This is a genomic window from Pseudomonas abyssi, assembly GCF_002307495.1.
Taxonomy (GTDB): Bacteria; Pseudomonadota; Gammaproteobacteria; order Pseudomonadales; family Pseudomonadaceae; genus Halopseudomonas; species Halopseudomonas abyssi.
The window spans coordinates 66,364-79,050 of sequence record NZ_NTMR01000017.1 but is presented as its reverse complement, the minus strand read 5'-3'; the positions used below and the strand labels follow the sequence as shown (position 1 = coordinate 79,050).

At 57.1% G+C, this 12,687-nt stretch carries 11 protein-coding genes and 1 pseudogene; all 12 read left to right on the top strand.

All coding sequences use genetic code 11. The annotated features are described in order from the left end of the window. Positions 1–10 precede the first annotated feature (10 nt). Entirely contained in the window at positions 11–670 is a 660-nt protein-coding gene (locus tag CNQ84_RS13680) for a DNA repair protein (protein ID WP_096005411.1), read from the top strand. Positions 671–717: 47 nt separating this feature from the next. Then, positions 718–1,239, top strand: a complete 522-nt coding sequence (locus tag CNQ84_RS13675; protein WP_051610876.1) for a YbjN domain-containing protein — start codon at positions 718–720, stop codon at positions 1,237–1,239. Next, positions 1,211–2,260, top strand: coding sequence for a peptidylprolyl isomerase (locus CNQ84_RS13670; protein ID WP_245841407.1), 1,050 nt, complete (start codon positions 1,211–1,213; stop codon positions 2,258–2,260). Before CNQ84_RS13675 ends, CNQ84_RS13670 begins: the two co-directional genes overlap by 29 nt. A gap of 5 nt (positions 2,261–2,265) precedes the next feature. Beyond that, positions 2,266–2,727, top strand: coding sequence for a hypothetical protein (locus CNQ84_RS13665; RefSeq protein ID WP_096005409.1), 462 nt, complete (start codon positions 2,266–2,268; stop codon positions 2,725–2,727). After that, positions 2,727–3,707 (top strand): LysR family transcriptional regulator, encoded by a 981-nt coding sequence (locus CNQ84_RS13660; protein ID WP_096005408.1) that lies wholly within the window; start codon positions 2,727–2,729, stop codon positions 3,705–3,707. The genes CNQ84_RS13665 and CNQ84_RS13660 overlap by 1 nt, the downstream gene beginning before the upstream one ends. Before the next feature lie 411 nt (positions 3,708–4,118). Further along, entirely contained in the window at positions 4,119–4,571 is a 453-nt protein-coding gene (gspG, locus tag CNQ84_RS13650; RefSeq protein WP_096005406.1) for a type II secretion system major pseudopilin GspG, read from the top strand. An 8-nt stretch (positions 4,572–4,579) separates the two neighbouring features. Then, the gene (gene gspK / locus CNQ84_RS13645) at positions 4,580–5,575 is read left to right on the top strand and encodes a type II secretion system minor pseudopilin GspK (protein ID WP_096005405.1); all 996 of its coding nucleotides are present in this window, start codon (positions 4,580–4,582) and stop codon (positions 5,573–5,575) included. After that, positions 5,572–6,780 (top strand): type II secretion system protein GspL, encoded by a 1,209-nt coding sequence (gspL, locus tag CNQ84_RS13640; RefSeq protein WP_096005404.1) that lies wholly within the window; start codon positions 5,572–5,574, stop codon positions 6,778–6,780. The genes gspK and gspL overlap by 4 nt, the downstream gene beginning before the upstream one ends. Then, complete coding sequence (gene gspM / locus CNQ84_RS13635; RefSeq protein ID WP_096005403.1) at positions 6,777–7,319, top strand: type II secretion system protein GspM; 543 nt, start codon at positions 6,777–6,779, stop codon at positions 7,317–7,319. Before gspL ends, gspM begins: the two co-directional genes overlap by 4 nt. Next, a pseudogene (gspD, locus tag CNQ84_RS13630) lies at positions 7,316–9,634 on the top strand (type II secretion system secretin GspD); the annotation flags it as partial. The gene gspM and the pseudogene gspD, both read left to right, overlap by 4 nt. A gap of 347 nt (positions 9,635–9,981) precedes the next feature. Continuing rightward, positions 9,982–11,427: a type II secretion system ATPase GspE gene (gene gspE, locus CNQ84_RS13625; RefSeq protein WP_096005402.1), complete on the top strand. Its 1,446-nt coding sequence runs from the start codon at positions 9,982–9,984 to the stop codon at positions 11,425–11,427. 7 nt (positions 11,428–11,434) lie between these two features. Continuing rightward, positions 11,435–12,637: a type II secretion system inner membrane protein GspF gene (gene gspF, locus CNQ84_RS13620; RefSeq protein ID WP_096005401.1), complete on the top strand. Its 1,203-nt coding sequence runs from the start codon at positions 11,435–11,437 to the stop codon at positions 12,635–12,637. The last annotated feature ends 50 nt before the right edge of the window (positions 12,638–12,687 follow it).

Sequence of the window (12,687 nt, the reverse complement as noted above, 5' to 3'; positions counted from 1 at the left end):
GAGACACACCATGAAAGAGATCAGACGCCCGATGAGCCCATCCTGGTTGTTGGGGCTGCTACTGGGAAGTGGACTGTTACTGCCGTCGCTCGGCCACGCCCAGGAGCAGAGTATGGAAGAGCGGCTTCGTACCCAACTGCGGATGACCACCCAGCAGCTGCAGGCCCTGCAATCGGAACAGGCGCAGATGCAGGCCGCGCGTACCAGTGCAGAAGCCCAGCGTGATACGGCGCTGGAGAATATCAAGCAGCTTGAAGCCCAGCTGCAGCGTGCCCAAGGCAATGCCGAAACCCTGCAATCGCAGAAGGAGGCGGTGCAGGCCCAGGTGCGTGAAAGCCGCCAGCAGACCGGTGAGGTCAAGCAGGCCTATGACGAACTGATGGTGGTGGCACGCAACACGGAAGCCGAGCGGGCCAGCCTGGAAGCCAGTCTGGCCGAACGCGAGAGTGCGTTGGCCATGTGCGTTGCCAAGAACGAGCAGATGTACGAGATAGGCAAGGACATGTTGGGTGAGTTCGAGCAGGTCAGCACCGGCACTCTGTTGAAGCTGCGACAGCCCTTTGCAGCCAATGCGCGGGTCAAGTTCGAGGAAATGGCACAGGTCTACGGCGACAAGCTGTATGGCGGACAGGTGCAGGCTCGTGACGCCTCTGAGGTTGATGCCCAGTAGGGACAGAACATTCAAGTAATACCGTTTTACATAGAGGGAGTGATGCAATGAGCAATGAGTCAGTAATTATCAAAAGCATGGATATCAATCAGCTGCGCGAAATGCTGCAAAAGTCTGGCTATCGCTCTACCGATGCTGAGCACAATGGTGCCATTCAGCTGCTGAGTGGGACTCAGGGAATCGGCTTTACTCTACGCTTGGGTAATCCGGCTGGCGAAGAAGGACAGGTGCTGGACTTTGTTTTGAGCTGTGCCTTGCGGGTGCAAGGTGAGCTGCCAGCCGCCCTGGTTTATGAGTGGAACAGCCAGAAACGCTTTGCTCGCCTGTCACCCGTAAATGATTTTTTGGTGCTGGAGATGGATGTTGTAGTAGCCGGGGGCGTCAGTGAGCGTTATCTGCAGGCCAACATGGAACTGTGGGACCGTCTGGTGCAGGACTATGTACTGTTCTTGCGCAATTTTGCACTCAAAAACAGCCAGGTATCCGCGCCGGAGCTGTCTACGGCTGAGCCAGAACCCACCGCAGCAGATCAGCTTGAAGATGACGCGCCGCTGGAACAGCAAGCTTGACCTCAGCAGTGCAACTCCCTTTCTTGTTGTGGTGGCAGAGGTGAGAACTGTGAAAAAGCGTAACGTTATCTTTGCACTGATTGGTGTGGGCGGGCTGACTGCGGCTTATCTGAGTGGCGGGTTTTCATCGTCGGCTGATGCTGTTTCGCAGGATGTTGAGACAGTGCAGGGCGCTGCTGCGGAATCGATGGGCAATGCCCGCTTGGTTGCGACGCTGGGTAGCGTCAGTATTGATGCGGATACGGTGGGCAACTGGTTGGCAAGCATGCCAACAGAGGTGCGCGATGCGTTGCGGAGCAATCGGGCTCCCTTGGAACAATGGTTGCGCAGCCAGTTGGCCGAAAGAGCCCTGTTTGCTGAGGCGACAGCACAGGAATGGCAGCAACGGCCGGAGGTTGCACGTGCTATTGAGCAGGCGACCCGTGAAATAGTGCTGCGCAGTTATATGAATTCAGTCAGCCAGCCGCCTGAGGACTTTCCGTCCGAGGTGGATATGACGGCGGCCTATGAGCAAAGCAAGGATCAACTGGTAATTCCGGCTCGCTATCGGTTGCGGCAGATCTACCTGGCCGCACCCGCTAATGATGAATCTGCGGTTGAAGCGGCCCGTACGCGGGCCACTGAACTGGTCAAGCAGGCCAAAACCAAAAATGCCGATTTCTCGGTACTGGCGAGAGAGCATTCCAATGATGCGCGTTCCGCTGCTTTGGGCGGCGATATCGGCTTGCAACCGCTGCCGCAATTATTGCCAGAAGTGCGGCCAGTGGTCAGCGGCATGAAGGTCGGTGATGTATCTGATCCAGTGCAGACGGCGACAGGCTTGCACATTCTCAAGCTGGAAGAGGTGCAAGAGGCTCGTTACGCGAGTCTGGATGAGGTGGATGAGAATCTGCGCCAGGCACTTCGACAACAACGCCAGACCCAGACAGCTCAGGCTTATATGGAAGGGTTGCTGACGTCCTCTGCTCTGAGCATCGATGGTGCTCAGATTACTGAGCTGCTTGAGCAACCACTGGAGTAGATGTCTTGAAGGAGGAGATGAACACTCAAAAGCGGCAGCCTCAATGGAAGCGCATTCTGCAGCTTCTGGGGCTGATGGGCGCAGCGGCTGCAGGTACTCCCGCTCAGTCGGCTGATGGTCATACCGCAGAGGAGATGTCGAGACAGTGGGATGCCTACGCTCGCTTCGCCGGAACCATTCTGCAGGATTATCTGGATGAAGATACGGAAGCCGGTGCTCGGTTTCATGAATTCCTGCAGGACAAGGATTTGCTCCTGGGCCAGGACTCGGAACCGCTGTTGTTGAGTGTCTGGTTGGACGATAAGGGAAACGTCGTGAGGTTGCGGGTTGAACCTGCGTTGAACAACGCGCAGGCAGACAGCGATATTAAACAGATATTGATGACAAAACCTATTCCTGTGATGCCACCTGAAGGCATGCCCATGCCGCTGCTGGTGAGTTTGCAGCTGTTGCCGAAGGTGATGTGATGTTCGAGGATCATGGGAGAGGATATAGGGCTGGCGACGGGGGATCTCACTACGAACTATCACCCGCTCGCAATACTTCGGTGCTGCTCGAACAGCTTGAAGGTCATTTACTTGATCATCGGGCTAAGCGGTGCTTTCTAGCTGTTGTGCATCGGGGAGGCTTCACCTTGGCTGCGCAGAGCCTTGGTATCAGCCTGCACAGGCTACGTACGGAAATACGCTTGCTTGAAAAGCAGCTGGGGATATCACTTTTTAACTGGGACGGTAGCCGGGTAATTCTTACCGATGCGGGTAATCAGCTATATCAGCTTTATCAGCATAACGAACAGCACGAGGGTGTTTCCGCGTCGAGTATCTACGGTGTCCACAATGAGCTGACCTTGTCTATTCCGACGATGGTGCTCGAAGGATTTTTGTTTCGAGAACTGATTTCAGTTATCCGCGAAAACGCAGGGCTGAAGGTATCGCTGGTGAATGACGCGCCAGAGCTGCAGCAGAGCGCTGACCTGGTGGTCTGGTTGCAGGATCCGTACGCAAGCAATGAATTGCGCAGTCAACTGACTGCTTCTCGGAGTTTATCGACTCTTGGCTTTTCGCCCTACATCACTGAGCGCCGCATCCGGGGGCGCATGATGCCGGTAAGCCTGGCGGACCTGGATGATTATATGGTCGTTCAGTACCAGGGATATGAGCGGTTTCCGAGCTTTGCGCAATGGAATGACTGCGTCATACAGCGCCAGCATGGGACCATTCATGTCGACACGCCTGATGCGCAATGGCGAATGATACGTTGGGCCAACGGCGTAGGCTTATTGCCTGACAAAGCAGTCTACCTGGACGCCGGAGTCAGGCGGCTACCGATATTGCTGGATAACAAGTTGGCATTGGAGGTGTGGGTAGGGCGCAGCAAGCGATCTGCAAATGATCCGGATGCCAGGATGATTGCCGAGCGTATTACACGCGTACTCAAGCGAAAGTGAGGCGAAACTATGAGCCGTGTCAGTGTAAAACGCGGTTGGTGGTGGGCTTATCAAAAAACTCGTTCCTACCATGTGAACAAACTCAGCGCGTGTTACCGAGCAACTCGCTATTGGCTAAACGGTGACACGGGTAGTTTTTCGACTCATGGCGGGTTTCGCAAGACACGTATTCGCAGGGGAGGGGGTTGATACGTTTACCTGATCACGTTGTGACTTCAGTTCAGGCAATAAGATATTCAACTTATCTGCGATCAGTATCCGCAGGGGCGCCTATCATCTTTAATAAGTCACGTTCTTGTTCGAAGTTAAGGGTATTTGCTGTGATCAGGTAAGTGCTGTGTTCGGGAAATCAAACTGACATGCTGACTTGTCATTATCAGATGACCAAGATGGCAAATCTGGGAGAGCGGAATGACGGTACGTATACAGAGCAACATATCCTCTTGTTTGCAGCGCCAGGTCGGCTTCACCCTGATTGAGATTATGGTGGTATTGGTCATCATGGGCGTGCTCGCTGCGCTGGTGGTTCCTAATCTGATGGATCGTCCCGACCAGGCTCGCGCCACGGCCGCAAGTAACGATGTAGGTTCCATCATGCAGGCGCTGAAGCTCTACCGCCTCGATAATGGTTCCTACCCTACCGCTCAGCAAGGCTTGCAGGCTCTGGTAGAGAAGCCTTCTTCAGGCAAGGAGCCGACAAATTGGCGCAACTACCTGGAAAAACTGCCCAATGATCCCTGGGGCAATCCATATCAGTATTTGAATCCGGGCACCTACGGCGAGGTCGATGTGTTCTCACTGGGTGCCGATGGCGAGCCGGGTGGTGAGAAAGCCAATGCTGATATTGGCTCCTGGCAGTTGTAGAGCTGATCATGATGCCGACCTATAACGACTGCATACGGCAGGAACGGGGTATGGCGGTGATCAGCGTGCTGCTGGTGGTGGCGGTGATTGCTGTGCTTGCTTCAACCTTGCTTGGTCGACAGACCCTTGCCATTCGCAGTGCTCAAACTGAGCAGACCCGGGCTCAGGCCAGCTGGTTGCTGCGCGGAGAGGTCAGTCGAGCACAGTTGCTGTTGCAGGCGGAGGCCCAGCGTGAGCCAGCAACCCGGCTCGATGGACTGTGGAATCAGCCCGTGAATGGTCAGATCATCAGTGGGATGGAAGGCACCTATCTATTCAGTGAGCTGACGGATGAGCAGGGCAAGTTCAACCTGCGCAATCTGGTTGATAATGGCCAGGTCGATCCGGTGGAAAGCGCTGCCTTTCAGCGTTTATGCACACTGCTGGGAATACCTTCAGATCAAGCCAGCCTCGTCGCCCGTCGTGTGGTGCTGAGTCTGGTTGAGGCTGATCGTCGGTCTCCTTCGGACAGCGGGCAACTGCAGGAGCGTGAAGAGGCTGTCCGAGCCGCTCAACACATCGGCTTGGCCAGCCTGCCCGTCACTGATCAGGGGCCGCGACTGAGGGTGGTGGAGGATCTGCTGGGTGTTCCTGGTATCAATGCCGATACCGTGACGCTATTGCGACCCTATACCACTATTTTGCCGCAACGCACCTGGATCAACTCCAATACTGCCAAAGCCGAGGTACTGGCCGCCTGGGTTCCCGGTTTATCCCTTGATCGTGCCCGGGCACTGCTGCAAGCCCGCGACAGCGGCCAATGGTTCATCAATCGCGGTGACTTCGCCAACCGGTTGCAGATACCTGACCTTGATGAAAGCAGGGTGCTGATCGGTATCACCAGCCAATGGTTTCGTCTTTCCAGTGCGTTGAAAACACCGCGTACCACGTTGGTCATGCAGGCTCTGGTGCATGACAGCAAAGAGTCGTTGCCTCAAGTCGTTTGGCTGCGGGAGGGCGTATGAGCATGCCCCAACAGGTTGATCTTCTGCGTCTATTGCTGCCGCCCTTGCATGATGCTCCCTGGGATCAGATTGCTTGTGTCGGGTATGCATCCGCTGGCGGCTGGCACAGTGCGGTGTACGCAAACCTTGCGGCAATAAAAAATGACTACAAGCCCAGACGGGTAGAAGTCTGCCTGCACCCAGGTGACCTTTCCATGGCTGAGCTTGTTTTGCCGCCGTTACCGGCCAAGCGCCAACGGAGCGCGGTATTGGGGGCACTGGAGCTGCTGGCGTTGGATGCTCCGGAAAGCCTCGCTGTCGGTTTCGGTCGGCGTGGTGAGGACGGCAAGGTGCCGGTCTGCTGGACTGCCAACAGCACGCTGCAGACAGCCGTGCAAACCCTGCAACAGCATGGTTTGCCGGTACAGGCACTGTTGCCAGCTCCGGCGTTTCTTCCCGTCGCCAGTGCTGCCTTGCTTGATGGCTGGGTTGTGGCGCGTACCTGTGCTGACCGGGGAATCATGCACCCGTTGCCCCCGGGGCAACATGCTCCAGTTGATGCTGAAGCACGTTTACAACAGCTCTTCGAAGAGCCACCAGCATTGCAATGGCTGGCGGGTGAGGGGGTTATACCCTGGACGGGCGCTGACTGGCCGTGGGCGCTGACTACGGGCAAAAAGACCGCTACGAGTGGTCAGCCGCGCCACTGGCTTCGACCCGCGCTGGCCTGGGCCACAGCCGCGACCGCGGTATGGCTGCTGGGGCTGAATGTGTATGCGGAGCAGGTGGCATCTGAAGGGCGGGATATTTCTCGCAATATGGCTGCGCAGGTGAAAGCGGCTTTCCCGGAAGTCAGTATGGTCATCAACCCACTGCAGCAGGCGCGGCAAATGCGCGATGCCCGGCAAAGTGGGGACGGTGTGGTGAATGAACCGGCGTTTCCTGCCCTGGCGCGGGCCACGGTGAGCCTGCTCACTGACGCCGATGGCCAGGTACAACGTGTTCAGTATCGCAATGGCCAGATGGATATCCAGTGGCGCGAAGGGGCTGCACTGAGGCCGGAGGAGCTGCAGGCATTACAGACACAGGCCTACGAGCGTGGTCTCAATGTGCAGCCGAGTGAGGCGGGTATTCGCTTGCAGGTGGATACCAGCCAAACCAATCCAGTCGCTTCGCCGGAGGGTATTTCACCAGTCCCGCCAGCACCCTCGGTAGCCTTGCAATGAAAATTCCCCTGACAGCGTTACAACCCGCTATCGCCAATGCCAAAGGTCGTTGGCAGGCGCTGTCAGCCAAGGAGCGCAAGCAGATTCTGATCATGCTGGTTGTGGTGGGTGCGGCGGTCATCTGGCTGACGCTGGTGAAACCTGCTCTGGATACCTTGGCGCATTGGGAGGACGAACTGCCACGCCTGCGCACCCAGGCCAATACCTTGCAGCTGGTGCTGGCTGATGTCGGGTCTCCGGTTATTGCCGATTCGGCTTCGCAAACGCCAAGCCAGCAGTTGCAGGCCAGTCTCGATCATGCCGGTTTTACCGGTATTTATCTTATCAACCAGCGTGAGGATAAGGTGCAGGTCGATTTTCAACAGCCAGTTGATGCAACACAACTGATGGCTTGGCTGTTCACTATCTCGGCATCCCCGGTGATGACTGTGCAACAGCTCAGTATGCAGCGGTCGGATCAAGATGAATCACATGGCTTATCCGGTCAGGTTCGGGCTCAGGTGATCATGGCAATGGAACAGGCAGGGAGCGGGTTATGATGCGAAGCAGGTTAGCAGTAGCTGTTCGACGCCACACATTGGTTTGCTGTCTGACTCTGACGATAGCAGGGTGCGCGACGATTGATGGGGAGCCGCCGCTGTATCGCGATGGTGTCTATGTGCCCAGTAGCCGATTTGAAGACGCTGACCAATCTCAGACACATCACTCTGCCGCCGCAACCGTAGCGTCACGGCCCGACCGCATTTCACAACACGTGACCCGTCCGCTGGGGCAAAGCACACCCCGCTCTGGAAGGTCGTCGAGCGGTGGATCATCCACGGATATCGAAGACCAGGCCGTGTTGAACTTTGTCGATGCGGATATCCAGTCGGTTATTACTGGGCTGTCCCGGTTTTTGGGCCGTAACTTTCTTATCGATCCGCGGGTGAAAGGCAATATCACGCTGGTATCCGAGGGCGAGATACCGGCCGGTACGGCATACGATATGCTGGTTTCTACATTGCGGATGCGTGGCTTTACCATTGTTGATGTCGGTGATGTCAGCCGAGTGGTCCCGGTAGCGGATGCCAGGACCCAAGGCGGATCAGTCAATGCCGAGCAACCCGGCGGCGGGATAGCGACGCGCACGTTTCAACTCGACTATGAAAATGCCGAGTCATTGGTCGATGTGCTCAAGCCAATGATCGCGGCGGAGAATAGCATCCAGGCTTACGCTGCCAACAATACGTTGGTGGTTACCGATTATGTCGAGAATCTGGAACGTATCGCTCAGGTTATCGACAGTATTGATACGCCGTCGTCAATTGACACCGATGTGGTGAAAGTCCTCAACGGTGTCGCTGTTGATATTGCCGGGCTGGCTGCTGAGCTGCTGCAAAGTGACGATAACAAGACGAGTAATATCAATGTGTTGGCTGACCCACGCTCCAACAGCGTGATTATTCGCTCCAGCAGCCCGGCGCGCACCGCCCTGGCCCGTGACCTCATCATCAAGCTCGACAACGCGCAGGAAGATCCTGGCAACCTACATGTGGTGTACCTGCGCAACGCTCAGGCTACCTATCTGTCCGAGGTGCTGCGCGGTTTGCTTACCGGTGATACTGGGGGGCAGAGCGCCTTTGGCAGTGGCGTCGATAGTGCACGTTCAACGCTCGGTGGAGGTGGCATGCTCGGTGGTGCGAGTAGTTCCAGCGGCACCACCGCGCAGGCCGGTAGCATCGGTGGTGGAGCCAACAGCCAGCGTTTTGGCGCCAACGCCAGCGGTGCGCAACAGGGTATTCCGGGGAGCATGGATAACGGGATGGCTTTTTCGGCCAACGGGGTGACCGTGCAGGCAGATGCGACTACCAACACCCTGATCATTTCCGCCCCTGAACCCATGTACCGCAGCTTGCGCCGGGTGATTGATCTGCTTGATCAGCGCCGTGCCCAGGTGCTGGTCGAGAGCCTGATCGTTGAAGTGAACGAGACCAATGCCGCTGAACTGGGTATTCAGTGGATGAAAAACAATGGCCGATTCATCGGTGGCACCAATCTGGGCGGGCCGGGGCTCAATATGAGCGCCAGCAACACCCTGGACTTGCTGCCTTCCGGACTCAATCTCGGAATTGTCGACGGCACCATTAATCTGCCGGGGGTTGGCGAGATACTCAACCTGGAGGTGCTCGCCCGCGCCCTGCAAACCTCGGGCGGCGCCAACATCCTGTCTACCCCAAACATCCTGACGCTGGATAACGAGGAAGCCAGCATCATGGTGGGTAAAACGGTTCCCTTCGTCAGCGGCAGCTACGTTACCAGCGGCAGTAGTAGTGATAACCCGTTCCAGACGGTAGAACGTGAAGATGTGGGGCTCCAACTCAATATTCGCCCGCAGATTTCCGAAGGAGGTACGGTCAAGCTGGACATCTACCAAGAGGTCTCGAGCCTGGACATGACCAGCTCGAACATCGGCGGTATCGTCACCAATAAGCGGGCGCTGGATACCAGTGTGCTGCTGGATGATGGTCAGATCATGGTACTTGGCGGGCTGCTTGAAGACACCGTTTCCACGACCAGTAACTCGGTGCCAGTGCTTGGTTCGCTGCCCGGGCTTGGTCATCTGTTTCGCTATGAAAGCCGTGACCGGGTGAAAACCAACCTGATGGTCTTTCTACGGCCCTATGTCATTCGTGACGCTGAGGCCAGTCGGGGCTTGACGCTGGATCGCTATGACTTCATGCGCAGGCAGCAGAGCCGTTCGCAGCCTGAGAAGCACCCATTGCTACCTGATATCAGCGCACCCATTCTGCCGCCAGCCGGTATGCCTGTAGCCGGTGCCCAACCGCAAGTGGATCTGCGTCCTGAGCAATGGCCGGCCACCCGTGAACAGGAGGCTCCGGCTACCCAAACTCAACGTGAAGTACGGCAGCAACCGGGACAGATAAGCAACATTACGACTGACCTGACTGCTCTGCATGCCACCCCTGACACCAATACAACCGTTTTGCAGATAGCTGACGTTAGCAGTGAACGGGAGGCGGTAGACATTACCCGTCGTGCACGCAGTAGTGCGCTGCCAGCTTATATTGTGCGCAACGCGAGCGGCAGCAGCTTTGCGGTACGCGTTGACCTGCCCCGTGATGCTGCGCGCCTGGATGCCGCCACCGGTGAATTGCGCACAATGGGTTATCACCCGGAAATAGTGATAACGCCATGAGCAGAATGAGCAGCCTGTTACCCCATGGCTGGGCTCGCGCCCAGCGGATCGTCGCTTGCAGCGATGCAGGTTCAGACGGTGAAGCCGTACTCAGCCTGGCAATGTGTGTGCAAACTCCCGGCTGGGCTATTGCTGAAGCTCAACGCCGTACGGGTATCCATCAGCTTCGTGACGTTGCGGACGAGGAGCTGGATGCTTTGCTTGCCGCCACCTACGCAGAAGGCAGTGATGCCGCTGCGCTGGTGGGAGCTGCCGAATCAGAAGTCGATCTTGAACGTTTGATGCAGGATATTCCCGCCGTCACGGACTTGCTGGATGCCAAGGATGATGCCCCGGTCATTCGTATGATCAACGCGCTGCTGACCCAGGCGGCGAGGGAAGGGGCCAGTGATGTTCATTTTGAAGTCTTCGAGACCGAATCAGTGGTGCGCTATCGCGTTGATGGCACGCTGCGCGATGTGGTTTCGCCACGTAAGGCGCTGCACGCTGCGCTGATTTCGCGGATCAAGATCATGTCGGAACTGGACATTGCCGAAAAGCGTATTCCCCAGGACGGTCGCATTACCCTACGTGTTGGCGGACGTCCAATCGACGTTCGGGTATCTACCGTGCCCACGGTGCATGGCGAGCGCGCCGTACTGCGGCTGTTGGAGAAGGATGCAGGGCGTTTGCAACTGGAGAAGCTTGGCCTGGCCCCGGATACGCTTGAGAACCTGACTCGGTTGATTCGCCAGCCCCACGGCATTGTGCTGGTTACTGGTCCGACAGGCAGCGGTAAAACCACGACGCTGTATGCCGCCATTGGCCAGTTGGATCGCAGCACCAGCAATATTCTCACGGTTGAAGACCCGGTCGAATATGACCTATCAGGTATCAATCAGATTCCGGTACACAGCAAAATTGGTATGACCTTCGGTGCTGCCTTGCGGGCGGCTCTGCGCCAGGATCCGGACAACATCATGATCGGTGAGATTCGCGACCTGGAAACCGCGCAGATTGCCGTTCAATCCTCACTTACCGGCCACGGTGTACTCGCCTCATTGCATACCAACGATGCCATCTCTGCCGTTACCCGGTTGACCGACATGGGCGTGGAGCCTTTTCTGCTGTCTTCGTCATTACTTGGGGTGCTGGCTCAGCGACTGATCAGGTGCCTGTGCCCTGAATGCAAGCGCGCCGAAACACAGCCTGACGGCAGCACAGTGTACGAACCGGTTGGTTGCGGTCATTGCAACCAGTCTGGCTACAAAGGACGTACCGGTATTCATGAGCTGTTCGTGATTGATGATGATGTGCGGCGCATTATCCATACAGGAGGCGACGAGCAGGCCCTGCGTGAAGCTGCACGTCAGCGTGGCATGTGTTCGATGCGGGAAGATGGTCAGCGCTGGGTCAAAGCAGGGATCACGACAACAGAAGAGATTCTGCGGGTAACCCGCGACGAGGGGTAGGGGAGTCATGGCTCGCTTTCAGTTTGAAGCCGCCGATACAGTCGGCCAGATCCAGTCGGGCAGCATTGATGCTGAATCACCCCGTACAGCCCGTGCCCAACTGCGTGAACGCGGGCTGACGCCCCTCGATATCCAGGAAACCGCTTCGGCCAGTAGCCTGTCACGCTTTGGCCCGAAAATAGCCGCAGCCGACCTGTGCTGGGCGACTCGCGAGCTGGCCAGCCTGCTCGGCGCTCGGTTACCGCTGGAGTCGGCATTGCTTGCCACTATCGAGCAGGCGGAACGCAAGGTGGTTGCCGATGCTCTGAGTGTCGTTTGTAACCATGTCCGAGAAGGCATGCGGCTTGCCGATGCGCTCGGTGAACGGCCCAGAGATTTTCCACCCATCTACCGCGCTCTGGTCAGTGCTGGCGAGGACTCGGGTGACCTGGCACGGGTCATGGAGAGCCTGGCCGATTATCTTGAAGGGCGCGATAACCTGCGCAGCAAGATGATGACTGCTTTTATCTATCCGGGTGTCGTTGCGTTTGTTTCCGTCTGTATTGTCATCTTCATGCTGGGTTATGTTGTTCCGCAGGTGGTAGGGGCCTTTTCCCAGGCCCGCCAAGATCTCCCGACCCTGACTCAGATGATGATAACCGCCAGCGATTTTGTCCGGGATTGGGGCTTGCAGGCGGGACTGCTGATGGGGATAGCCTTCGGCCTCTGGCGTTGGTCATTGCGCGATGACACCCGGCGCCTGCGTTGGCACTCTCTGCAACTGCGCATTCCTACCATCGGTAAATATGTGCAAGGTGTGGACACTGCCCGGTTTGCCTCGACGTTGGCCATTCTCATGGATGCCGGCGTGCCACTGCTGCGCTCGCTGGAGGCTGCCCGCCAAACCATGGGCAATAACTACCTGCAGCAATGCGTCTCTGATACCACGGCCAGAGTGAAGGAGGGCGCTGCATTGGCTTCCTCGCTCAAGGTGCAGAAAGTCTTTCCGTCCAACCTGATTCATCTGGTGGCCAGTGGCGAAAAGACCGGTGCCTTGGCTCCCATGCTGGAGCGCGCTGCCGCCAACCTGTCCAGAGACCTGGAGCGCCGTGCAACGCGGCTGACCTCTATGCTGGAACCCTTGATGATCCTGGGCATGGGTGGGGTTGTGATGATGATTGTGCTGGCCGTGTTGTTGCCGATCATGGAGATCAATCAGATGGTGCAGTGATGGGGTGCGCTTCGTCGGGCCATGCATCACAGCTGCCAGCTTTGGCCTTC